This is a genomic window from Paenibacillus sp. UMB7766-LJ446 (assembly GCF_030226665.1).
GTDB lineage: Bacteria > Bacillota > Bacilli > Paenibacillales > Paenibacillaceae > Paenibacillus > Paenibacillus vandeheii.
Genome location: NZ_JASOYM010000002.1, coordinates 135625 through 160479, shown reverse-complemented (window position 1 = coordinate 160479; position 24855 = coordinate 135625). Strand labels below are relative to the sequence as shown.

Genomic DNA, 24855 nt, shown 5'->3' with positions numbered 1-24855 from the left:
CTCTATCGATTTATGACATCATTCTATAGGGAGTTGGAGATGGTGTCTTTAAACGATCAAGCTGTGTTTTTGTACAATCAGGACATTTGGGGCGGAAAGTGCATTTTGCCAGAACGGCCTTCGGCAAACTGAATGCGGCGGAATTTAGCCGGGGAAACGCCAAGCTCGCGGGTGAAGATTCGGGTAAAATAATGCACGGATTGGAACCCGCACTGGATGGCGATATCTTTGATTGGCGTCTGTTCATTTAACAGGAGCCAAGCGGCATTCTGGACACGTCGTTCCTGAATGTAGTGGACGAAGGACTGCCCCAGATTTTCCTGAAACAATCGGGTTAGGTGACGGGACGAAATGTGGAGGTGGCTCGACACCGTCATAAGTGTAAGCTCATTGATCAAATTATCATCAATATACCGTTTAGCCTGGCGGAACAACGTATTGGGTTCCACGGGTTGCTCTCCTATATCGGCCGAATCTGTTCTGGCAGGAACGTGCAAATCCGCTATGGATAACAGAAGAGAAGCGGAAATTTGCTTTACAGCAAGAGGAAGAGTTGCCCCGGGTAAGTCGAAAGAAGCGATGAGCGCTTGCCATAAATGGCCAGTCGGTGTAAGGTCCGCTTGCTGGACTACGCTTTGCCCAAGCTCGGCAAGACGACGGAAGGATTCGGTATAATAAACATCGGTGTGCGCTTCATCCAGTTCAAAAGCAACATAACAAAGCGTCAGTCCGGTCTGGCTGCGGATTTGATGCCATGTGCCTGGAAGAGATAGAAAAGCTGTTCCTTTAGTTAAAGCGTAATGCTGATTCTGTTCTATGTAGCTTCCTTCACCGTCTACCACATAACAGGCCTCGAAAAAGGAATGCCGGTGGAAGGCATTGTCGAAATGATTGGGCATGAATCCCCAGTACAAAATGGATAAGGAAAGCCCCGTCTGTTCCACTTTTGTAATATAACGATTGCATATGTGATTGGCCCGGCGAAAGCTGGCTTCGATGGTCATGACGATCCTCTCCCTTCAAGCTCTCATTATACGTTTGCATAGCAAAAAGGCAAACCGGAAGTCGGTCTGCCCTTTAGAATATTTTCCAACCAGGTAAATCAGATTTGTCTGTTGAGAAATACGTTAATAATCTGCTAAATAAAACAGCTGCCTCAGCTCGCGTCAGATTACATTTCGGATTTAGTTTATGATCCGTTGTTCCTTGAATGAGACCAAGCTCAATGCTAATCGCTAATGCTTCCTTGGACCAGATTCCTGCCTGATCCGCATCTGTATACTTAGAAAGTACCATTTTAGTCGTATCGGAGACCTCTGGCAAATGAGTTTTGATTTTGGAAAGAAAAGTGGTACCCGTAATCATGAAATCATCAATTATTCAAAACAGAGGAATGAACTCTTGTTATATTTCAACGCAATGCTTTCCGAAACCGAAAGAAGTAAAGGCTAAAATAAAAAAAGCCACTAAATTAACGACTTTCTGGTATATGTTTTGTACCGCAAAATACCCCTTTAACCCATCTCTATAATCTACGAATCTATTGACGGTGAACAAGAACTTGTACTTGTGTACCGCCCTTTTGATCCCCAGCATTTTACACAATAAGAAAATGTTAAAAAGGAATTGAGTATCCATCTGCTGAAAAGCGCGACTGTCAATCTCCAATGATCAAGTTATTAATTAGCAAGATACCGACCTTCAAGTCGCTATCTTGCTATTAATAGTACCTCGTTTACTCTAAGCTCTCTATGCAGTATAACCACGTGAGCCATGAGTATGTGGATTCTATTCTTCATCTTGTCCAGTCGTTCAAGCAGGCGGTCATTACAATTAAGCGCCTCTTCAGCGCAATTGTCTTGCACGAAGGTCGCTCATGAAGTCTTCGGCAAGTTTAAGTGGGACCAGTTGTTCGGGATTGCGTCCGCTCAGAATCCAGAAGAATGTCGGTCCAATCAACAAGGCTGTTGCCTGATCGATTGGAATTGGAAGTGTGTCCTTCCCGAGCGCGCGCTCAATCACGACCCGGGCGCTGTCGCCGAGCAGGTCCTTCGCAGAGAGCAGTTCCCCCACGGCAGAGTCGTGCTGTGCTTCACCCAGGAGAGCCCGATAAGCGGCGCCTGCCGGTGAGTGCGTAAGGAAGCGAACGAGTGCTTCCAGGTATGCTCTTAGATCATCCAACGGAGCCCCTGTGGGACTAATCTCCAATTCTTCCTCGGCATCGGCTACACTGGCTTCGAAGAGGATTTCCGCTTTGTGTGACCACCAACGATACAAAGTCTGCCGGGACACTCCTGCTCTTTCGGAGATGCCCTTCATCGTCATTGCCGCATATCCGACCTCGACCAAGAGGTCATCAACCGCATCCAAAATAGCCGCCCTCGCTTGCTCACTTCGGGGACGACCGCCATGATAATGTTCTTTTTTCATGTCTCAACTATACACGGAGACAGTCCTCTTTGTCCAATTCCAAACCACATATGTGGACACAGTGTCTCGTATATGATATATTTTCGGTGCACGGTGACTCGAAACTGTGTCGATCATTTCAATTGATGCCCGAAGAGGGCTACGAAGGAGATAACAATTATTATGCGCATATCTACGGCTAGAGTGGCACATACGTACAACTGCCCAACAACCTTGAACGGCAAAGTCGTCGAGCTCGCGAAGTCGTTCGCGGCTACGCTCTCCTATGACCAGCTCCGCGATTTGAACCAGGACTATTCGCTGAGGAATGTAGTGAACTGGTCGAACTATCCCCAGGCAACGATGGGTCACCGCGGCCGAAGCGGTCTCCGGATCGGCACGCTCTCGGAAGAACAATGGACATCGCTGAACGTCTTACTCGCGGCGGCTACCGGTTCAGGCAAGAACAAGGGCTATGACGAGATCCAACAGATCCTTAATGCCGACGACTATCTTCGTGATTACGGTGTGACCCGGGACTACGGGCGGGAGAACTTCTACGTTGCCTTCCTTGGTACGCCATCCGATTCGGGGACATGGGAGCTGCAATTCGGCGGACACCACCTCGCAGTCGCCAACACTTACACAGATGGTAACCTCGTTGGAGCAACCCCCTCGTTCCGTGGTATTGAACCGTTCTCGACCTTCGAGTACAACGGCATAAGCAATCAACCCCAGCAGCAGGCACAGAGAACATTCGTAGCTCTACTCGCCTCATTTGACAATGACCAGTTAGCCTTATCCAGACTCCGCGACAAGTACCGGGATCTCTTGCTAGGCCCAGGCAAGGATTGGGCGTTCCCTACGACGGCTGAGGGCATTCGGGGCTCCGAATTACGCGAAGACCAGAGAGCCCTGCTGCTAGCAGCGATTGAAACCTATGTCAGCAGCATCGATGACGAGAACGCTGCGAGAATCCTCGCTGGCTATGAGGACGAGCTCGATTTCACGTACGTCGCTTATTCGGGCTCAACCTCCGTAAGTAAACCGAAGGACTATATCCGTATCGACGGTCCTTCGGTGTGGATCGAGTTTTCTATGCACAGCGGTATAATCCTTTCAGACCCACATCCACACGCTGTGTGGCGCGACAAGAACACGGACTATGGTGGGAATGCCTTCTAAAACAAACTTGCCCATTGGCGATCACGCAACACTGATTGATGATTGCTCCAAACCCGCTCGTCACTAAGCCGACATTCGCTCACGTCATGCATCCACAGGTCTTCCCACGCGTCTTGTCCCTACTCAAAAATAATTACTAGACACATTGTATTGTAACTGTTATATTAAGTTACACAGTGTCTCGTAATTGTCAGAAGCGGACATTGTCGTGAATCCTGACAATGCGAGTAACCGTAAAAAAATATGAAGTGTAGCCTGTGGAAGGGCTACAAGGAGGTAACACAGATGAATGTATTTATTACTGGAGCAACGGGATGGATTGGATCGGCCACCGTAGATGAGTTGCTGAGAGCAGGCTACAAGGTCGTCGGACTGGCTCGGTCGGACGTCTCTGCGGCTTCACTTGAAGAAAAAGGCGCGACTGCACTGCGCGGGGATCTCGATGACCTCGACGCCCTCCGCCGTGGGGCGTCCGAAGCTGAGGCTGTCATCCACCTGGCGAACAAGCATGACTGGGCGAATCCTACGGAGTCGGATCGTGCTGAACGGGCTGCAGTCGAAACTCTCGCCGAGACACTGATCGGTACTGACCGGCCTTTCATAGTCGCTAATGCCATCTCCGGTCTGGTTCAAGGGCGTCCGGTGTTGGAGGCTGACCCGTCCCCAGCTGTGGGCCCGGGCTCTGACAGGGGCGGCTCCGAGAATCTTGCTCTCGACTACGTTGGTCGCGGAGTGCGGACCATTATCACCCGGTTCGCTCCAACCGTCCACGGGACTGGAGATTGGGGATTCATTAATTTCCTAATGTCCGCGGCCCGCAAGCAGGGCGTGTCCGGGTACATCGGTGACGGTTCCAACGCTTGGTCTGCAGTGCACCGTTCCGACGCAGCCCGGCTCCTCCGGCTGGGACTCGAAAAGGCGCCGGCAGGATCACGTCTACATGCGATCGCAGAGGAAGCCATCACCACTCGAGCGATCGCCGAAGCAATCGGGCGCACCCTCAACATCCCGGTAGCCTCGATTGCAGCAGAAGACGCCGATGCGCACTTCGGATTGGTCGGCAGCTTCTTTAAACTATCCATGACCGGCTCCAGCGCACATACTCGCGAACTTCTCGGATGGACGCCAGCTTCGCCAACTCTGAGAGATGACATCATGGCTGGTGCGTACAAGCATGTCGGAAAACCATAAGTGCCCCTAAGATAGTTTCCACGGTTGCCGTGAAAACGTCACGACAACCGGGGCTGATTCTGGCCAGCGTTTGCGCGTGCATCATCCTGGTCGTTGGCCTTGTTGCCGCCATCAATCTGGCGGTTCCAATGGACTCGGTCAGCCGACTGCATCCGAGTTCGTCGGAGATGCTGTGGATCGTTGACGCAAGTGTCATCGTCTTCGCTTGCCTGGTTACTCCGGGCGGTGCGGCCGTTCACCACTTTTTGTCACTCTATAATTTCCTTTAATCCCAATATTAAGGATACATCAATACGATAATGTTCTTGTCTTCCTACATTAAAAGATCCGATTGCGCTCAGAATCAGCAATCGGATCTTTTGTATAATAATTATTGTTCAGCCAATTTCAGAAAATACTCTGAGGCCAAACGGACAGCCAGGATACTCGCACTATTGAGGGAATTATCAAATATAACAACACGGTTGTTTTTTACAGCCTCCAGTGAATTCCATACCTTTGAAGATTCTTTTTCCTTCACAGCTGCCTTTGCAACGTCAATATCATGCTGGATAATAATATAATCGGGATTCATGTCGTATAGCCCTTCCAGCGTAAGCGATTCACCACCCTCAGGATACCCCTTCGGTGCCAACAACCCAAAGCCCGCAGTTTGATTATAGTACATCGTATTTTTAGATCCTTGAGCATAAAAATTTGCTTTTCCATCAACCCGCAACAAGGCAAAGGTCTTATCCTCAAGAGTACCTAAATGCTTTTTCGTATTTGCTATCATTTCTTGGGTTTCCTTAATCAGTTCTTTCGCCAACTTCTCTTTTTCAACAACCTCAGCAAGAAGCATCGTCGTTTTGTCCCAGGTATCCGTGTAGTCGATTAAGATGACTGGAGCAATCTTGTTCAACTCATCATAAATGGTGTCCACAGCCCCCTTGAAGGTTACAATTACATCAGGCTGAGCGGCAATAATCTTTTCCAAATTCGCTGAGTCGCTTCCCAAATCAATAATATCAGCAGATTTGGCGTAAGGCTGTAACGTAGCAAACTTTTCCAATGCTTCCCCCGCGCTGATTGATGCGATTGGAGGAGTATCCAAAGCAAAAAAGTAATCCAAATATAAGGGATGAAGCACCGCTATACGCTCTGGTCGTTTCTCAAGCACCACTCCATTGTCGCTGGCATCCTTAATGGTTCTTGGCCATCCTTCACCATCGATCTTGCTGGGTTCAGGAGTAACTGCAACGGGCGTTTCGGAACATCCAGCCAGTATCCCCCCTGCAAATACAATTACAGATAAAATCAATCCTGTTAGTCTTTTCATATGTTCTCCCCTACGATACGTTATCCATATTGTGTGTACCCATGCTCTCGCTCTAAAAATAAAAAAACAGTAATGACCTATGAACCCTCCAAATGATCACGCAACGTTTCCCCGGTATATTCACTTCTGAACAAACCTCTTTCAACCAACTTTGGAATCAGCTTTTCAAAGAATATCTTCATCGATTTTTCTGAACCACCTGGCAGGGCGATGAACCCATCAATAGCACCTGCCTCAACCCGCTCAATAATATCATTCATTACCGTCTCGACTGTCCCCACAGATACCCAATGGGCAGATCCGACAACCTCCGGCCGGTCCAGAATCTCTTTCACTGTAGGCTGATATTTTGTAATATATCGACGCAACAGCTCAGCATGTGTACGGCTGCGGACAGCATGATCAGGATCTGGAAGCATATCTTCGGTTACGCGTTGATCCAAGGAACAACCACTTAAATCCAGGCCCATTAACGATTGGAGAGAGGCATGTCTGCGCTCAAGACTTAAATGGGCATGAGCAGCCTTATGTAATTCAAGCGCTTCTTCGTGCGTATCGGCAAGGAAAAAATATAACCCCGGCAAAACTTTAATCGTGTTCGGATCGCGCCCATGTTCCACAGCTCTTTTTCTCAAATCACTTCGCAATTCCACGCCTGATTCCAGATCTGGCATTGCCGCAAAAATAGCATCCGCTACGGAAGAGGCAAAATTTCGTCCAATATCCGAAGCTCCCGCTTGAAACAAAGGAATGCTTCCCGATGGATGAGAAGGTAGAGTTAGCGGCCCTTTTACGCTGAAAAATTCACCAGAATGATGAATAGCATTCACTTTTCCCTTATCAGAAAACATGCCTGACTCACGGTCAATAACGATAGCATCATTCGGAAAACTATCCCAAAGCTTGCATACCACATCCGTAAATTCTATTGCCTTCGCATACCGTTCTTCCGGGGATGGCATTGGAGAGTTGCCGAAATTTTCGGCGCCCTCAATAGAAGTAACAATATTCCAGCCGGCACGTCCATTGCTTAGCCAGTTCAAGGATTGAAGCTGCCGAGCAACAATATACGGCGGATTAAACGTGGTAGAAATGGTCGTAACCAGTCCGATCCGATCGGTTTCACGAGCTATTGCTGCAAAAAACAAAGTAGGATCCGGGCTGCCGAAATTAGAAGAATCGCCTAACATCTGCGGGCTAATATATAGATAATCCGCTCTGAAAAGAAAATCGAGCTTTGAGTTCTCCGCCATTTTTGCCCAATGAATATAATAGTCAATGGATCCCGTTTGCTCCACTCCACTATCAGGGTTTCGCCAACCGTCACCTTTATTCCACGTTGCATTTAAGGACAATCCAATACATAGTTGTCTGTTTGAAGTCATTTCTACCAACCTTTCTTATCATTGATTTGCTCCTAGAAAGCCCTCCGGTCAAATCCATCCTCTATTCAATAATAATAATGATTCTCATTATCAAAACAAAGTTTAGCAAGGATTTAATCAAATTTGAATACACAAGTTACAAATCCGATATGCACAATTATCTAAAATATGGTTGGTGGTAAAAGGTCAAGTTCTTGTTTATCTTTAAAGACACGAAAAAAGCCGCATCAACGCGGCTTGTATCTTTCAATGCTCTAACTTGTGTCATCTATACTGTTTGCTGCCCAGTTGTCTCGGTTCGATTCCATCTCTAAATCAGTCTTATAATCAAAGTAACTCCAGAGCTTTCAACAAAGCGTACTCACTAGAGGTGGCACCTATTTGAGAAAAATGTGCATTCGGAAACATTGGAGCCAAATGATGATAACCGGGGAGTACTTGCAATTCGATTAAGACACCGTCAAAGGCAAGTTGTTTGGCAAATAATAAGGTTTCATCTATGAACAAATCAATGCTGCCTATGCTCATATAAGTGGATGGTAAACCAGCCAAAGATTTTGCACGTGCTGGTACGTAATACTCGCTTGTTCCCTCTTGTCCGGGTTCGTGACCTAAAACTGATTTCCAACCGAAATAATTGCTTTTTTTGGTCCAAACAAACTCGCCGGCATACGGATGATCTGGCAAAATACTCGTACGGTCATCGAGCATTGGGCTGCGCAGTCTGAGATGATGGATGGCGAATTCCTTCTGGTCACGAACGTAGAGGGCTAGACCAGCCGCCAGTCCACCACCAGCACTGCTGCCCGCAAGAGCGAGTTTCTCAGTATCTATTCCTAATTCCTCGGCATGCTCAATGCACCATTTCAGACCCGAATAACAATCCTGCAACTGACTTGGCTGAATATGTTCCGGCGCTAGCCGATAGTAAACAGATACACAACAAAAACCATGTTGGACAGCCAGTGCCGCATTGCCTTGTCGGTCTCCTACCGGACTGCCCATAACCATTCCCCCACCGTGAATAGAATAATATAACGGCATCTTACTGTGCTTTGGTTGGCGTGGTTTGATAATTTCTATACGAATATCAGGTCCGCCAAAATAACTTGGCACCGCCCTTTCTTCGAATGTGACAGGAAACAGCTGCGTTACATCGATTTGCGGCATCATTTTTGTTTGACTTTCCCGTGCTTCCATTAGGGTGCCAGCAGAAAGATCGGTGCTTGGTATTAAATCAATCGCACTCACGATCTCCTGATCGATCAGATGCCTGCTTCTGCTTTTTGGTTCATTCATAGTTATCATTTCCTCGCTCTCTTCGCTGGATCGACTTCTCAACTGCCTATTCATATTGTAAAGAACGAAATAAACGATTCAAATGAAAACAATAAGTTAGAATTGTTTTTGACGTAAAAAAACACTGATGAAGAAATTCATCAGTGCCGTTGACTACTTATTTTTGGAATATACAATTTTCTTAATGGTTTCAACAGAGAGGAAGTAGTCCTTAGCAAGCTGCTCAATCCTGCTTTTATTCTTAAAGGCTTGTCTAATCGTGGCATTTCGGTGATCTAACCATTGCCTCCCGCCACTCAAACTCCCCCAATGATTATATTCCTTTTCTTGTTTCGGAATGTAAATCGTCTCTCCCTGGACATACTCTTGAATCATTATAATTAGCTTTTCGGGCAATATTTTTTTAGCGTTTGTATATTTCACTCTGCTTCACTCCTTATTTTAGAAAATAAGGTGCAAAGCCAAAGCATTAGAAAAGCTTATTTAGCGTTAGAAAAGATTTAGCCCCATGCAAAGTAACGCTTCTCCAATATTGGCTTTGCACAAGTGAAGAAAGTCACAGACAATCTTAACAGATTCTCCATCAGTAAAGCACCCCCCTTTTACGTTGCCAGTATAGCATAAATATAATCACTTCGGACCAGATTCTTTCTCAATCAGGTTTCTCTATGGTTGATTTTTTCTACATAAGTCAACGACAAGTCGCTTGGGAGTTGATTTTATAAACCGTATAATCATAATCAGAGGTGATGTTGAATGAACGAAATTAATTTATCATCGATTCTTGTAGCAAAACGCAGAGAAAAAGGATTAACACAGGAGGCGGTTGCTGCATTTATCGGTGTTTCCAAAGCGTCTGTTTCCAAGTGGGAGACGGGACAAAGCTATCCTGATATCACATTTCTTCCACGACTTGCGGCCTATTTTAACATCAGCATTGACGAATTGATGGGCTATTCCCCTCAAATGGAGCAGTCGGACATCGCAAATCTCTACACCCGACTCGCTAATGATTTTGCTTCTCTCCCTTTTGATGAGGTGATTGCAGAATGTACGGCGATCATCAAAAAATATTACGCCTGCTTTCCACTCTTATTGCAAATGGTTAGGCTGTACACAAATCACTTCACGCTGGCGAGAACACAAGAGCAAAAAGAGGTTCTTCTTAACGAAACCGTGACGCTATGTGAACGGATTCAGACCGAAAGTGGTGATATGCAGCTTTCGAGCGATGCGGTTTTGTATCAATCCGTTTGTTTTCTATCGCTAAGGAGTCCGCAGCGGGTCTTAGATTTACTGGGGGAGACCGTCCGGCCCATGATGCCAAAGGGCGCGTTAATTTCACAGGCATATCAGCTTATGGGCAATATCGGCAAAGCCAAAGAAACCTTGCAGGCTGAACTGTATCAGCACGTAATGGCAGTTTTTCAAGGGCTGCTGAACGTCCTCCAATTAAATATGGATCATATCGAAAAAGCAGAAGAAGCTTTTAAGAAAGCGTCGTATTTTGCACGGATTTTTGATATGAAACGGCTAAATCCAAACAATGTCGTCCTGCTTTACGCACTAGGCGCTCATCTATATTGCGTGAACAAATTTCCTGAGAAATCAATTGAACTCCTTGAAAAATATGTGGATACCTGCGTGGAAGGCTTCTTTCCTTTTGAGCTTCGTGGAGATTCCTTCTTTGATCTGATTGATCCGTGGCTGAAAGATTTCGACGTCACCGCTCCCCGCAGCGAGCAGGTTATCAAGAATAGCATGATGAGGGATGTTCTGATGAATCCAGCGTTCAATTCGTTACGTGAAGTACCCGAGTATCAAGGACTAATTCAAAAAATGAATCATTTTTTGCAAGAAAAAAGTTGATCGGAGGTTATGGGTATGAATGAGAAGCTAATCATTGGCCAAGAAACGAAATATCCTTTGAATGGCATTTTGTCATTGCCAGAGAATTGCTCATCCAAAGTTCCAGCCGTGGTATTGGTGCATGGCTCTGGCCCTGCGGATATGGATGAAAAAGTCGGCAATAACTACCCTTTTAAAGACCTTTCCGAAGGGTTGTCGGAAAAAGGAATTGCCGTGCTGCGGTATGATAAAAGAACATTCGTCTATGGAAAAGAAATGAAAAACGAAACCGGATTATCCGTGAAAGAAGAAACCATCGAAGATGCTATCCTCGCAGCTGATTTATTACGTAAAGACTCACGTATTGATTCAAACCAAATATTTATTATCGGTCATAGCTTAGGCGGGATGTTAGCTCCACGAATTGATGCAGAAGGTGGACATTTTGCTGGTATCATTATTATGGGTGGGTCTCCACGAAAATTAGAAGAAATTTTGATGGACCAAAATAACGATGTTTTAGCGTCGTTGAATAAGTTTTTGAAAATGATTGCTAAGAAACAAATCGCAGCACTATCATCCAAGTTTGATAAAATCTATACGTTAAGTGATGAAGAAGCAAAATCAACTGTAGTTTTGGGGAAATATTCGAGAGCCTACTACTTCAAAGAGATGGGAGAACATCCATCGATTAATTACCTCAACGTATTAGATAAACCCGTACTCATTTTGCAGGGAGATCGAGATTTCCATGTATCCGTAGACAAAGATTTTAAGGCTTACAAAGACTTATTGGGTGAAAAGCCAAATGTAACGTTTAAACTTTACCCCAACTTAAATCATTTATTTATGCCAGCTGTTTACGGAGAGATATTAAAAATGAAAAAAGAGTATAAAGTTGCGCAGCATGTTGATAAGAAAGTGATAAATGACATTTCAGACTGGATTCTTTCCATTTAGGAAAACCAGCCAAACCTGTTGGACGTTTATTCAATTCAATAACCTACTGATTTCTTCAAAACTTCTATATTTTCCTGAAGAAACGACTGATTTTTTTCATTTCCTCTGTTTTTACACCAAGCAACGGCGCTAAAAGCATCGTAAAAATTATAAAATGGCAATACGATTTCGAGATTTAACATCGTACGAATCGTTTCATAACCTTCAATGTACGGGGATTTTGTTCTCGGGTTCCCTTCCCAAATATATCTATTGATTTTAGTGAAATCTATTTCAGTGGAGCCACCGCGAGCACTCTCGAAATCAATAATACCAGCAACCTTGTTACCGTTCACCAGTATATTGCCTGGTCTAAAATCCATATGTACAAAACATGGTCCGTCAGGATCTGGTAAAGCAGAGAAATCACCATCAAAATGAAGAATGCAACGTTCATACAATGCTGGATCGAGGAGCTCTTTACAGGGCTCTTTCCACTTTTCAAAATTACTTTTGATGTGTAGACGCCAATTATTTTGGTCAAAAAAATGAAAGCCGTCGGCTAAATGATAACCATATCCTGACGTTTTCACCTCATGGAGCATTGCATGATACACCCCCATTTGAAAAGATAGCTTTTCATCAATATTTTCTGTACAAGGTACACCTTGAATTGCTGAGAGAAGCAACGCACCCGTAGTCATTTCATCCCCATACCAAATGTCCAATACCTTAGGAACAGGTAATACGCCCTTCAATGTTTCAAGCATCTGAAATTCACGAAAAAGCTTATCCTTGTTAAATGGAATCTTTACATAAACGTCTTCTCCATTAGCAAGAGTAAGTTTATATACATCTGAACTAAATGATTCCGGAACATCTTCAATATTTAAGACGTTCAACTTTAGCTTTTCTATAACGTTTAGAATGGAACTCATGTGGAACCTTCTCTATTTGGCGCTCTAATATAAATCAGCGAGCCTGTTTGATGTGATCGCTGATTTAATGCTCTGCCATTCCATAATACAATTCGAAACTAGGCCCTTCAACCTGTTCGTCGTCAGATGTCGGAAACCGACAAAGGACAAAGCTTTACGTTTATCGCACAGGTATAAACTTTCCCTTTGAGCAAATTTGCCTAAAGGGCAAACTTAAGTTAAGATGATCCTGAGAAAGGAGTCGTGTGAATTGCAAATGAAGTCAACAACTTACGATCGCTTCCCCACAGAAACAGCCAAGTTTGAGGTGTACGCATAAGCGGAAAATGATGACCAAACCAACTTTGCGACATTTAAAAAAAGAAGCGACAGAGCAATCGCTAGCGATTGCTGCATTTGAACTTGCACTTGAACATGGTCTGGACGGCTTCGTTGTTGAAGATATCGTGCAAAAAGCCGGTTACTCCAGAAGAACTTTCGCAAACTATTTCACATGTAAGGAAGAAGCTGTTGCGATGGGAGCTACAGCTGTTCATAACACTACTGAGTTCGAGAATTTGCTCACCCAGATTCCCCCAAATACCTCCTTGCTTGACGTTCTGTATCAGCTCATCCAGATGCAGCTTACAGCGGATCTCATAGGAAGATTGCGTGAGCTTTTGGTACTTTCAAAAAAATATCCGGTGTTAGAGCCGCATTTCCTTGGAGTATTGCACCAGATGCAGACGACTGCGCAAGAAACATTGTTAGACTTGTCTAACGGAAATGATGACGAGGTATATACTTATCTTCTTATAAACGCAGTTTACGGGATCATTCTTCCTTTAATTGACGGAAGGCTTAATGTGCTGCTCCCTGGACAAAAGAAAAATGACTATCCAACCACTGAAGCTGTACCGTTTGATGAGTTTTTAGAAACCATGTTTAGTTATTTGCGCAAAGGATTCTGATGCGCCAGCAACCCGTATTCACCATAAAGGGAGTGTGAAAATAGAGAAATGTCAACATTATTGTATAGATTGGGGAAAACGGCTTTTCGCAAACCGGGGTATTTCATCATTGGTTGGGTATTGATTCTGGGTATTGTCATTTCTATGATCAGTATCAATGGTATTCATATCAGTTCTGAAATGAAAATTGAAGGCACAGAATCACAGAAAGTCTTGGATCAATTAGCTAAAGAATTACCAGCCGCCTCTGGCGGGCAAGGAAGTGTGGTATTCAAAGCCCCTGACAACGAGCGTTTGGATACACCTGAACGTTTGGCTGCAATAACGAAAGCTGTTCGTGAAGTTTACGGATTGAAGGATGTGATTAATCCTGCGGATTATGCAGCTGAAGCTAGCAATTCGGGTGCATCCGCAGACATGGCTCAAGCTGCGAATATGCAGCAATCAGCTGCAGCCTCTCCTCCTCCCTATGGTCCTCTAATGGTGGATGGCGTTCCTGTACCTGGTGTTCTTCTCTCTTCTGACGGCAAAGTTGCTCTGTTCCAATTTCAGTTTACCATTGAGCAGTCTGCAATTACCCAAGATGGTTTTGATTCTGTAATTGACTCCGTTATGACTGCCCAGCAAGGAACCAACATCACCGTTCTACCGGGCGAAACGCTCAAAACGGTAGCGATCGGTGTGGGATCGGCAGAGATTATCGGACTGATCATTGCTATTATTGTTTTGCTAATCACCCTGGGTTCCGTCGTTGCGGCAGGTCTGCCTCTTGTCACTGCACTCCTTGGCGTTGCCATTGGAGTAGGTGGCGCCTTCTCCATCTCCAATTTTATAGAAATGCCAAGTGTCACTTCCGTCCTGGCTCTCATGGTTGGTCTCGCCGTCGGAATCGATTATGCTCTCTTCATTGTCAATCGCCAGCGGCGAATGATAATTGATCAACGCTTGAGTGCACAAGAGGCGACTGCAAGAGCCATTGGCACATCGGGCAGCGCTGTATTTTTTGCCGGATTAACCGTCATCATTGCACTGTGCGGTATGCTTGTCATCGGTCTCACCTTCTTATCTACGATGGCTTTAGTTGCCGCGGCTACCGTTCTTATTAACGTATTTGTTGCCCTTACGCTATTGCCCGCTTTACTTGGATTGGTGGGTGAACGCATCTGTTCTCCTAAAGCACGCGAGAAAAGCACCAAACATCCTAAAGCGGCTGGCCACGGGATTGCTCACAGATGGGTGAAATTCGTTATCAAGTATCGTTGGATCACCATTATTGCCATCGTCGTGCTTCTTGGGGCGGCGGCCACTCCTATAACAAAAATGGAAATGGGTATCCCAGGAGCTTCTTCAGCGAATCTGGACACGACAGCAAGACAAGGCTATGACGCCATATCCGAAGGCTTCGGAGAAGGATTTAACGGACCCCTTATTCTGGTCGCAGAGCCTAACAATTCTTCCGCTCAGGTGACTCCGGAACTCGTGGGCAGTCTTATGCAGGAACTCCAAAGCCAAAATAACGTTGCACAGGTTACACCGCTAGGCATGACAGAAGATTTGGCTATCTTTAGTCTTATTCCCGAAACGGGTCCCAACGATAAAATCACCAAAGATCTGGTGAATGAGCTGCGATCTACTGAATCGAGCGTTGCACAGACGAATGACGTTAAGATTGGTGTTACCGGCTTCACTGCCGTTAACATTGATATGTCAGCCAAATTGGCGCAGGTATTCCCGATCTATGTAGGAATTATTATCCTGCTGTCGCTTATCATTCTGCTCTTGGTATTTCGTTCGATTATCGTTCCAATTAAAGCAACGATCGGCTTCCTTCTTAGCATTCTGGCTACATTCGGGATCACTACTGCTGTATTCCAGTGGGGCTGGCTCCATTCGCTCTTTGGTTTCGACACTGGCGGCCCGCTGCTTAGCTTTATGCCGATCATTGTGACAGGTATCCTGTATGGTTTGGCAATGGACTATCAAGTCTTCCTTGTCAGCTCGATGCGGGAATCATACGTACACGGTCACAGAGGAACAGAGTCTGTTGTTCATGGTTATAACCAGGTAAGTCGTGTGGTTGTTGCCGCAGCAGTAATCATGGTCTCGGTATTTGCTGGGTTCATCTTCACAGATGACGTCATGATCAAACAGATTGGTTTCACATTAGCTGTAGGAATTCTGATTGATGCTTTCATTATTCGGATGGGGTTGGTTCCTGCCATCATGGCTATTTTCGGTGACAAGGCTTGGTCACTTCCAAAATGGCTGGATCGCATTCTACCGAATCTGGACGTTGAGGGCGAGAAGCTGATTGCTACACTTAATGCTAAAGATCATTCCAATTCTAAGTTTTGATCGTCAAGTATTTGATGATAGTACAAAAAAGCCCATTGACCGAACTGGTCAATGGGCTTTCGTTTTGTTTATCTTCCGCTTTTTAAAAAATGATTCAACCCAGCTTATATTGCTTTACTTCTTCAAGCTTTCCATAAAATAGTGCAGTGCGTTGGATACCCACTTCTTTGGATGAAGAACGAGCTGAATTTCGAGTTGAAGTTCCGCATGTTCAAGGGGCAAGACTTTCAGTTCCCCCCGCTCGATTTCCTCCATTACAGCCATTTGCGGCAGAATTGAGATACCCTCTCCTGACTTAATACTTCTTTTGATTGCTTCCGGATTGCCAAGTTCCAGACCAATCCGATAGGGGATTGAATTTGCACGAAGTACCCGTTCAAGCAGCTGCCTGTAATTGCAGGTATCTTCAGGCATGATCCATTCCATGTCCTTTAGATCATTCAATTCAATCTGCGCCTTGGCGATCAGCGGATGTTGCGGATGGACGATCAGCAATAGAGGTTCTTGACGAATGGTAATCCACTGCAAAGCTGGATCACTCGAATCATCTGCGAGAATAAGCCCGATATCGGCTTCACCCTCTCTGACTTGATGCAAAATCAATCCCTCACGATTCGTATGCAATCGTATGTTGAGATCCGGGTATTCCTTACGGGCAGCTTGCATATATGGAGGTAAAAAGTAAGAAGCGATGGAATCCATCGTACCAATCGTCAAAGAGCCACCGCCCTGCTTCGCCATTTTTTCCTTGGACTGCTCAAACAATTCCAACATCTGTCCGGCAAGCTTGAACAGCTCTTCCCCGGCAGAAGTTAAACGAATCTTGTTATTGCTGTAGCGTTCAAACAGTTTGACTTGATATGCTTTTTCCAGCTTTTGAATCTGCGTAGTAACGCTGGATTGTGCATAACCCAGCACTTCTGCGGCTCTGGTAAAGCTCTCGCGAATGGCGACTTCTCTGAACGTCTGAAGATAGATTAAGTCCAACTTGCTCACCTCATCGAAAATATTGATGACAACCATCATTTGTTATAGGTAACTGTGATGCTGGTTCCTATGATACATTAGTTTCAATATAACGGGAAGAGGTCGTTGATTATGATGAACGAACAACATGTTCAAGGAATTTATATACCGGTAATTGCCCCTTTTTCGGATGACAACAAGTTGGACATTGAATCGTATCGGAAGTATGTTACCCATCTTGCGGAACATGACATTCAGGGTTTGGTCGTAAACGGCACGACAGGAGAATCTCCGACCGTCTCCTGGGATGAAGTAAAGCAGATGGTTGAGGTTACCAAAGAGATTTTGAAAAGTCTGAACAAAACCATACCCATCGTCGTAGGGACAGGAACAAATGACACCTATTCGACGGTTCATCGGACCGAAATGGCCGCAGAATTAGGAGCAGATGCAGCCCTAGTGGTCACTCCCTATTACAACAGGCCCACGCAAGAAGGCATTCTGGAGCATTTCTCCAGCGCGTCCCGGACAGGACTGCCGATTCTGGTCTATGAGATTCCGGCTCGAACCGGAAGTCGAATGACCTTGGATACGATGAGAAAAGTCTTGGATCTGGACGGGGTTATTGGCCTGAAGGACAGCACTGGCGGTTTGGATCTGCTGCTCGCTCTAACCCAATATAAGACGAAGCCTGTACTATGCGGCGAGGATACGTATTTCCATGCGATGCTGTGTCAAGGTGCCGCAGGCGGGATGGTGGCCTCTGCCAATATTCATACCCAACGGTATGTGGAAGTATATCAGCGCTTTGCATCTGGTGACGTGAATGCGTCTAGAGACAGCTTTAAGGAACTGCAACCGCTGATTAGTGATGTATTTGCAGAACCTGCTCCAGCCTCGATCAAATGGTGGCTTGCTCAGCAACAGTTAATTGCCTCTGCAAAATTGCGTCTGCCGCTGACTGGCGCATCCGAGAAAGCAAAACAAAGGCTGTCGGATACACTCGCAAATATGGTCGTACCTACTTAAACAAAAACATATCTTGCTAAGACATATGAACACATTCAGTCTGATAGAGTGAGTCAGATTGGTTTGGAAACAAAAAACAACCCGTATTGATAAAACTCAATACGGGTTGTTTTAACTTTAACTACAGATCTCTAGACGGAGAACGAGATCATGCTAATCCACCATCATAAGGGAATGCTGTTCACTACTTTGAATTTTAAAAGTAATCAGAAAAGTAAGGCGCCTGCTGCTCGATAGCATCTTCTAACAAATCAAGCGTTTCTGGATCACATTTAATGCGGCCAATCTTATGCAAGTACTCAGGACGCTTATAGCCTAACAACATGGTCGTCATCGTTTGGATATTTATGCTATCTCCACTACGTCGGCTTTGACTTCGAGTCACTCTTCCGCTTCCATTCGGTTCAATGTGTAGTGTAAATGTGCCTTGATTCCAGAACAGCAAAGGGTCCTGCAATGTAAAGGTCCATTCTCTCTCCATCGCTGCGGGTTTGAACGGATATTTTGAAATAAATTGCTCTATGTCCACGATCCGTGCCATAAAGTATGGGGAAATCGTTTCCTTAATATCAGCATCTTCCAGCAGAAAGGCAAGCTGTTCATCGGTATGAATATTGCCAACCACCTTGGAAATCATTGAAAAATGCGCACTAATGAAATTCCACAGCCCACTTCGCGCCTCTTCATGAATGAAAATCATATCTTTGACGTGAAATACTTCTTCTTCAATCCAATATAATATGTAGCCATCAGGTTGACCGTCTTCCCCATAATAGACAGCTGCAGTTAAGTCATCGGAATCCCAGCGCCAGTACTCACTCCACGCAAGTTCTTTTCGCAGCATGGCCCCATGGGTTTGCATGGAGAAACGTTCATAAGCCGTCCTCACATCTTCGCTTTCGGGTTCTACACGTGCCACATCACCAGGAACAGGTTTGTTTTTGGGTAATTGGAAGTCTTGAACCTCGAATACAATTTTATCAGAAATGATCTCCCACCCTTTACGGCGATAATACGGTATGGAATAAGGATACAAGTAAGAAATGGATTGTTTCTTTTCACGCATATTGGTGAGAGCTTGCAGCAGCAGTTTGTTCATTAAGCCTTGACCGGAATATTCAGGAAAAGTACCTACACCTGTTACGCCACCCATAGCGTAAGTTTGGTTAAATATCCGAACCTCAAATGGATATATGGATACCTGAGAAATCAGTTTTTCTCCGTCAAACCATCCAAGTACATCTGCTTGTTGTAAAACAGGTGACTTCTCATGGAGGATTTCGCTTTCTTTCCATCCATGTTTGTGAAGATCATTATGAGTGACCTGAAATACATAACGTAACAGCTGACTGTATTGCTCTAAATGGGATAAATCCACTTTTTTCATTTTTAAATTTTGCTTACGGTGCATGCCAGTTATTCTCCCTTAGTTTTAAATTATATTATTTACCAATTGCTTGAGAATAATGCTGGCATAACCTTTTTTACGTTCGTTCTTTTGCAGGTACTAGCTTTTAAAAGTCTCAAATGTAAATCCTTCCAACTCTTCTTCAGCTTCACGCATCAGGTCCAACAAATGATCTGCATACTCTCCCAGGGAGTTGCGGCTTGCATCAAAATCAATCCACTGAATGGTAAGTGGCATGGGCATGAAGCCAGTTAAGCAATCCCATAATGCATCCAAATTCCGGCCATACGTTTGTCCTAATTCGAGTCTGGTCTGAAGCACGTCATGTAATTCTTCTTTACCATGAATATCCTTTCCATTGATGACTACGGTTTTCATAATATCACCCTTTCTCTATTCGATTTGTTCGAACGTACGGTAATGATCAGTTGTTTTATAGATCAAACCATCATTGGAGTATAAAATCCGATCGCTCCCCCGCGTTCCTCCCGAATAGTTAATGTCTGCTTCGTACCAGGTTCTTCCTTTTTTCTTGGGTAACAGCCCTTCCCGATTTTGAAATACGTCACCGCCTATGCTTTTGCCTGGGGCCACTTTTTCCAAATTGCCTTTGCTAGGCTCCCACCCTAATACTCTAGCCTCTTTCTTGGTTATATAATTTTCCGGAAGTTCATTATGCTCCGAAATATACTTGGCTACTTCATCAAACTGCGTAAGAGATGCATTCTCTTGAGATGAGCCATTTAATGATACCGTTTCGAGTGAGCAGCCTGTGAACAGGATGGTCGCCAGAATAATAAGCAAAGCACCTAACCATTTTTTTACAAACATTGATTTTGATCTCCTTCTGAAAAATTAGCATCCTCCCCATCATAACATGTTCCTTTCGTAGACTCCTCTTTATATTCTTTTCTCGGACTTTCAGCCATCCCCAAAATAAAAGGCTGGAGCAGGAATCCCCCCGCTCCAACCTATATTATTCTTGCCTGCTTACGGCTCGATCCCCCAAACCAGTTGACCGTTGATATACCCGGTAACCTGTTCATGGTTTGCGAATTGAGTACTGGATGCCTTAAACGAGTAATCGTTAGTCTGGTTGTAATTGGACCAGTTGTTTTTGGAGAACCGTGCTTGAATTTCTGCGCTTTGTCCGGGATAAAGTGTTCCAGCAGAACTCGAAAAACCAACTTCCAAAACATAATCCGCTCCGGTAACTGGCGTTGCCAATTTAACGAATTTGCTAGTTACATTTGCACTCCCGACACTGGCCCAGTCAGACCAGAAGCTCTGTGCTTCTTCCCCGTCAATCGTATAGTAATACCTTATTATCACATCACTCAATTGAATCGCCGAATTACCGTTGTTGACTACTTTGAATCGAGGTGAGATTCCGTTGGTGGACGCACTTGTATTGCCGTTAAAGGCTTGGATCGTCAAGTCCCCAGAGGGTACTGAAACGCTGCTGTCCACTACGTTTACTGTAAGAACAGCGTTATTTCCTCCGTTAAAATGAAAGGTTATCGCTTGCTGACTTAGCGGCAGCGTGGAAAGATAAGATTTGCGCAAAACGATAGCCGTGCTTGATGCCGTATAATCCTGGCCCGATACAAGTGTATAATTTCCATTCGTTATGCTTGTAAGCTGTTTTCCGTTTAAGGTAAGGGACAAGGAAACATCCTGCGCTAGATTCGCTGCTTTATCAAATGTTGCATTCACGGGCGAAATTACAGCATTTGTGCTTGGAGTGGAATCAACAATTTTAACTTCTAATACAGGATCTTGCCCTTGATTAAAATCAAAAACGATAGAATGATCGCCAACCGGCTGTCCGGCCAAGAATTCTTTTTTCAACAGCAACGTACTTCCGCTTAACGTATAATCCTGATTTGCAGTCAATGTAGTTGTACCTATCCGGAGAGCGGTTAACGTATTACCGTTAAAATTTACGGTTATGGCTTTGTCACTTGGGTTGGGCGTGTTTTTGTCAAATTCAACGGTTGTAGGTGTGAGGGACGCATTTGTAGATGGATTGTTAACCTTCAAATTAGGCAGTTCATCCAGCGTAATCACATAATCGCTTTGATAAAGCGTTTTCAGAGTGGCCGGATAATTAAAGGCGGAACTCATGAGATGCTCTCCATACCATGGACAAAAGTAGAGCCATCCTGATTTTTCCTCCGTCAGATTCTGTACACTTGGGACGGTGTCGTTCTCCGTCATGGCCACCATTTTTTTGCCGTTAGTTAAATCAACCAGCTGATAGAAGATCGAGGTAATAGCATCCTCATTCGGTACACCCGACAGACCGTCATTCCGGTTGTAGATCGTATTGTATTTATCATAACCGACAATATCTACCTGATCGTCACCAGGGTACCATGCAGGAGAGGTATTATACACGTAGCTGTTGTAAGTCCAAATCAAGTTGTGTAGTCCGTATGTCTCTGTAAGTTCAGTATAGAGCAGATCCCATAGTTGTTTGTACACATCCGCACCTGCGGAAGCCCACCAGAACCACGCGCCTTCCCCATTTAACCCACCGTTTCCCTCTGCCTCATGATATGGCCGGAAAAGAACCGGCACATTATTATCTTGCAGAATCAACAGCTGCTCCGCCAGATCCTCAATAGTACGCATTACGTATTGATATTCTTTCGTACCTGGAATCACCGCGTTGGCTGTATTAAAATTGGTTTCTGTTGGCTTGTAGGTGGCCTCCTTCCAATCCACATGATCCCCAAGCTGGTAGGTCGTGAAATTTCGGGGCACATTGATATGCCAGGAAGCGGTCGCGATTCCATCCCGGTTATTCACCCAATCGATCATTCGATCCGTTGTACCGTCTTCCCATCCGTAGAGTGGATTATAATTCATAAAATCAAATCCGCGGATAGCCGGATACTTCCCGGTTAAATTATGAATCCAATCAAACTCCAACTCCGTATTGCCATCATTTCCGCCTCCGTAAATCTCCTGCTGACCGGAGATAATGTGATTGCCATAAACCTCGGTTAAATAATTCATCAGAAGTTGTGTTTCGGGTGTGGCTTGAGAATCGGTGAGGACAGGCTGAACCTCCAGGGGATCCAGATTGGCATAATCCACAGTGAAGGTGTCGAAATAAGCGAATCCCCAACCAGCCTTCAGCTGAATTGTGTTACTTCCCTGGTCCAGCTTGTGGTATCCAAAATTGAAATCAGACCATGTGGTGGTATAAGGCAGCATATATGAGCCCTTGGTAACGCCATTAACGGATAAATATTGTAGTCTGCCGTCAGCGCTTAACTCCTGCATGTATCGGGTGGAGATAGCATACATGCCCGTTTCCGGGACAGTCACAGTGAAGGTTATCGTGCCGGAATTCTGCATCCAGACAAATCCACTTCCTGAAAATCCGGGCTTGGGTTGTCCGTAAATTTCTGTCGTCACTTGAAGATCGGAGGAAAGTAAAGCGTTTTCGCTTTCGATCGTGAAAAGTGGTGAATCTGCATGAACGGGTGCCGTCATCAATCCAAGAAGCAGAGTCAATGCCAGCATTAATACGCCTGTCTTTTTGAGCAAAATCTTCATTATCATCTTCCTTCCCATTTTAAAATATGATAAAGAATGATTCCTCTGTTCACTCATGATGGCGCTTTCATTGTAAACATAGCATATGTATCAATTTTTGCAAATATATGGGCGGAAATTCCAGTACATTATCATAGCACTTTATCATGCAAATGAAGTTCATTTAGCAGCTATATTCCACTGCAGGTGTTTCATATCAACTCTATAAAAGTACTCGTAACAGAAAAAGATCTTGTAACGATAAAAAAGCCGCAAAATTGCGGCTTTCAAAATGTTAATCCTCTCATTTCCGGCAAATGTAATCCTCTTATTGGGCGGTATATCCTCCATCAACGATCAGGCTATTTCCTGTCATATAGGATGAATCGTCGCTAGCTAGGAACAGTACGGCTTTGGCCATTTCATCTGCTTGACCGAGCCGCTTCATTGGTGTTGCCGCGGAAAGAGCCTGCTTACTCTCTTCTGGAATAATCGGTGTATCAATGAAGCCTGGGCAAAGTGCGTTCACCCGAATGTTTTTCTCAGCATATTCGAGTGCGAGTGAACGAGTAAGATTCACGACGCCACCTTTTGCTGCATTGTAGGCAGCAGAACCAGGTGAACCAACCCATCCGTACATGGAAGCCGTGTTGACGATAGTCCCTCCGCCAATTTTGAGCATTTCTCGGATCGCTTCACGTGCGACCAAGAATACGCCGTCCAGATCTACATTCACCGTATTGCGCCACTCAGCATAGTCAAGCTCATGCGATGGATGAACACGCCCGATTCCTGCATTATTAAATACGATATCCACTTTACCGAAAACCTCTACGGTTTTTTTGAAAATCTCAGCAACCTCTTGTTCACTTGTGATGTTCGCTTTAATAAAAAGGGCGTCAGCTTTAAGCGCTTTCAGTTCTTGCTCAAACGCCTTACCTTTTTCTTCATTTAGGTCCACCAAGACCACTTTGGCTCCTTCTGAAACGAATAAACGTGCTGTCGCTGCGCCGATTCCGGATGCCCCTCCCGTAATAATTGCCACTTTGTCTTGAAGTTTGCCCATGATTAAATCCTCCAGTATACTATTTTGAATAGCACCTATTCACATATGTGCTATATGACGTTTACAAATATAATTGTATGCTTAAAATTGTAACAATCCAATCATTAAGATACGTTGATATGTCTACTACATAGACACTTGGTGAAACAATGTCTATTTTTATAGGAGTTTTTATGTATGAATGATGAACAAATTATGAAATCTCAACAGCGCAATCGAACCGAGGAGCATCTTAAAAGCGCTCTGATTCAGCTCATTAAGAAAAAAGGCTATCATGCCATCTCTGTCAAAGACATCGTTGATCAGGCGGGTTATAATCGCAGTACTTTTTACTTACACTACCAAGATAAATTTGTGCTCGCCGAAGACTTGTTGGATACGAAGCTCGAAGGTCTTAGACTCGCCGTAGGCAAGCCATACTCACATGGTCAAAAGGTCTATACCAACAAGCTTAATTTGGAATCCTTTCAAATCGTTGATTATATCTATGAAAACCGAGACTTCTTCGAACTGATTCGATATGATGACACATTACCTGGTTTACATACAGGTTTTCCTCAGACAATCCTGAAAATATACGAAGAGCAGTTTATCTTCGAGACGATCAACGATTCCCCTGTGAACATGGAGTATTTTAAGTACTACACGGCTTACGGCTTTTTTGGGATATTAAACAATTGGATATTAAGCGATTTTCGCGAATCACGTGATATGTTTATCAAAAATGTGATCGAACTGTCAAAAACACATATTCATTCTTTTCATTATGTAGGGATCAAGTTGGATTAATTGTACAGATGAACTTTTAAGTTCACATCAATCTCAGCATCATCACACGCTGCTCCGCTCCCCCTCCGTTCAGTAATTGATTTATTGTTGTACCAGTAAGATAAATTTAATTTAAAGACAAAGAAGGAGAATCTTATCCTCCATTCTTTGTCTTTTCCCCTTTTACTTATAGTATATAATTAATAATTTCCCCTTAACAATCCATATTTAGAGAACTATCTTTTCGATAGT

At 44.5% G+C, this 24855-nt stretch carries 22 protein-coding genes; 8 read left to right on the top strand and 14 right to left on the bottom strand.

The annotated features are described in order from the left end of the window. Positions 1 to 77: 77 nt before the first annotated feature. The 3 genes from QP794_RS05715 to QP794_RS05705 all read right to left on the bottom strand — a co-directional run bounded on the left by QP794_RS05715 (position 78) and on the right by QP794_RS05705 (position 2430). Positions 78 to 1004: a helix-turn-helix transcriptional regulator gene (locus QP794_RS05715; protein ID WP_285075322.1), complete on the bottom strand. Its 927-nt coding sequence runs from the start codon at positions 1002 to 1004 to the stop codon at positions 78 to 80. Between the two features lie 73 nt (positions 1005 to 1077). After that, positions 1078 to 1365, bottom strand: a complete 288-nt coding sequence (locus QP794_RS05710) for an S-layer homology domain-containing protein (RefSeq protein WP_285075321.1) — start codon at positions 1363 to 1365, stop codon at positions 1078 to 1080. A gap of 480 nt (positions 1366 to 1845) precedes the next feature. After that, positions 1846 to 2430 carry a TetR/AcrR family transcriptional regulator gene (locus tag QP794_RS05705; protein WP_285075320.1) on the bottom strand — a complete coding sequence of 195 codons (585 nt, stop codon included), beginning with the start codon at positions 2428 to 2430 and terminating at the stop codon, positions 1846 to 1848. Between the two features lie 162 nt (positions 2431 to 2592). Here QP794_RS05705 and QP794_RS05700 point away from each other — a divergent pair, with 162 nt between their 5' ends. Next, a complete protein-coding gene (locus tag QP794_RS05700; RefSeq protein ID WP_285075319.1) occupies positions 2593 to 3594 on the top strand; it encodes a DUF3500 domain-containing protein in 1002 nt (333 codons plus the stop codon). A 285-nt stretch (positions 3595 to 3879) separates the two neighbouring features. Further along, positions 3880 to 4785, top strand: coding sequence for an SDR family oxidoreductase (locus QP794_RS05695; RefSeq protein WP_285075318.1), 906 nt, complete (start codon positions 3880 to 3882; stop codon positions 4783 to 4785). Between the two features lie 370 nt (positions 4786 to 5155). On the opposite strand, the gene QP794_RS05690 is transcribed toward QP794_RS05695, so the two are convergent. From QP794_RS05690 to QP794_RS05675, 4 genes are all read right to left on the bottom strand, one after another. Continuing rightward, positions 5156 to 6103, bottom strand: a complete 948-nt coding sequence (locus tag QP794_RS05690; RefSeq protein WP_285075317.1) for an ABC transporter substrate-binding protein — start codon at positions 6101 to 6103, stop codon at positions 5156 to 5158. A 77-nt stretch (positions 6104 to 6180) separates the two neighbouring features. Then, a complete protein-coding gene (locus QP794_RS05685) occupies positions 6181 to 7488 on the bottom strand; it encodes an NtaA/DmoA family FMN-dependent monooxygenase (RefSeq protein WP_285075316.1) in 1308 nt (435 codons plus the stop codon). 327 nt (positions 7489 to 7815) lie between these two features. Next, positions 7816 to 8787, bottom strand: a complete 972-nt coding sequence (locus QP794_RS05680; protein WP_285075315.1) for an alpha/beta hydrolase fold domain-containing protein — start codon at positions 8785 to 8787, stop codon at positions 7816 to 7818. 153 nt (positions 8788 to 8940) lie between these two features. After that, the gene (locus tag QP794_RS05675; RefSeq protein ID WP_285075314.1) at positions 8941 to 9210 is read right to left on the bottom strand and encodes a CD3324 family protein; all 270 of its coding nucleotides are present in this window, start codon (positions 9208 to 9210) and stop codon (positions 8941 to 8943) included. A gap of 333 nt (positions 9211 to 9543) precedes the next feature. Here QP794_RS05675 and QP794_RS05670 point away from each other — a divergent pair, with 333 nt between their 5' ends. Then, a complete protein-coding gene (locus tag QP794_RS05670; RefSeq protein ID WP_285075313.1) occupies positions 9544 to 10656 on the top strand; it encodes a helix-turn-helix domain-containing protein in 1113 nt (370 codons plus the stop codon). A 15-nt stretch (positions 10657 to 10671) separates the two neighbouring features. After that, entirely contained in the window at positions 10672 to 11595 is a 924-nt protein-coding gene (locus QP794_RS05665; RefSeq protein WP_285075312.1) for an alpha/beta hydrolase family protein, read from the top strand. 35 nt (positions 11596 to 11630) lie between these two features. Here QP794_RS05665 and QP794_RS05660 read toward each other — a convergent pair whose 3' ends face one another. Then, complete coding sequence (locus QP794_RS05660; RefSeq protein ID WP_285075311.1) at positions 11631 to 12512, bottom strand: phosphotransferase family protein; 882 nt, start codon at positions 12510 to 12512, stop codon at positions 11631 to 11633. 326 nt (positions 12513 to 12838) lie between these two features. On the opposite strand from QP794_RS05660, the gene QP794_RS05655 reads away from it, so the two are divergent. Continuing rightward, positions 12839 to 13462 (top strand): TetR/AcrR family transcriptional regulator, encoded by a 624-nt coding sequence (locus tag QP794_RS05655; RefSeq protein ID WP_079349129.1) that lies wholly within the window; start codon positions 12839 to 12841, stop codon positions 13460 to 13462. 48 nt (positions 13463 to 13510) lie between these two features. Further along, positions 13511 to 15817, top strand: coding sequence for an MMPL family transporter (locus tag QP794_RS05650; RefSeq protein ID WP_285075310.1), 2307 nt, complete (start codon positions 13511 to 13513; stop codon positions 15815 to 15817). A 114-nt stretch (positions 15818 to 15931) separates the two neighbouring features. On the opposite strand, the gene QP794_RS05645 is transcribed toward QP794_RS05650, so the two are convergent. Then, positions 15932 to 16804: a LysR family transcriptional regulator gene (locus QP794_RS05645; protein ID WP_285075766.1), complete on the bottom strand. Its 873-nt coding sequence runs from the start codon at positions 16802 to 16804 to the stop codon at positions 15932 to 15934. Positions 16805 to 16915: 111 nt separating this feature from the next. On the opposite strand from QP794_RS05645, the gene dapA reads away from it, so the two are divergent. Next, positions 16916 to 17812 carry a 4-hydroxy-tetrahydrodipicolinate synthase gene (dapA, locus tag QP794_RS05640; RefSeq protein ID WP_285075309.1) on the top strand — a complete coding sequence of 299 codons (897 nt, stop codon included), beginning with the start codon at positions 16916 to 16918 and terminating at the stop codon, positions 17810 to 17812. 196 nt (positions 17813 to 18008) lie between these two features. On the opposite strand, the gene QP794_RS05635 is transcribed toward dapA, so the two are convergent. The 5 genes from QP794_RS05635 to QP794_RS05615 all read right to left on the bottom strand — a co-directional run bounded on the left by QP794_RS05635 (position 18009) and on the right by QP794_RS05615 (position 23835). Beyond that, a complete protein-coding gene (locus tag QP794_RS05635; RefSeq protein WP_285075308.1) occupies positions 18009 to 19223 on the bottom strand; it encodes a GNAT family N-acetyltransferase in 1215 nt (404 codons plus the stop codon). A gap of 96 nt (positions 19224 to 19319) precedes the next feature. Further along, positions 19320 to 19598 carry a barstar family protein gene (locus tag QP794_RS05630; protein WP_285075307.1) on the bottom strand — a complete coding sequence of 93 codons (279 nt, stop codon included), beginning with the start codon at positions 19596 to 19598 and terminating at the stop codon, positions 19320 to 19322. Positions 19599 to 19613: 15 nt separating this feature from the next. Next, positions 19614 to 20051, bottom strand: coding sequence for a ribonuclease (locus QP794_RS05625; protein WP_285075306.1), 438 nt, complete (start codon positions 20049 to 20051; stop codon positions 19614 to 19616). 159 nt (positions 20052 to 20210) lie between these two features. Beyond that, the gene (locus tag QP794_RS05620) at positions 20211 to 22790 is read right to left on the bottom strand and encodes a glycosyl hydrolase (protein WP_285075305.1); all 2580 of its coding nucleotides are present in this window, start codon (positions 22788 to 22790) and stop codon (positions 20211 to 20213) included. A gap of 307 nt (positions 22791 to 23097) precedes the next feature. After that, entirely contained in the window at positions 23098 to 23835 is a 738-nt protein-coding gene (locus QP794_RS05615) for an SDR family NAD(P)-dependent oxidoreductase (RefSeq protein WP_285075304.1), read from the bottom strand. 177 nt (positions 23836 to 24012) lie between these two features. Here QP794_RS05615 and QP794_RS05610 point away from each other — a divergent pair, with 177 nt between their 5' ends. Next, positions 24013 to 24624, top strand: a complete 612-nt coding sequence (locus tag QP794_RS05610) for a TetR/AcrR family transcriptional regulator (RefSeq protein ID WP_285075303.1) — start codon at positions 24013 to 24015, stop codon at positions 24622 to 24624. Positions 24625 to 24855 lie beyond the last annotated feature (231 nt).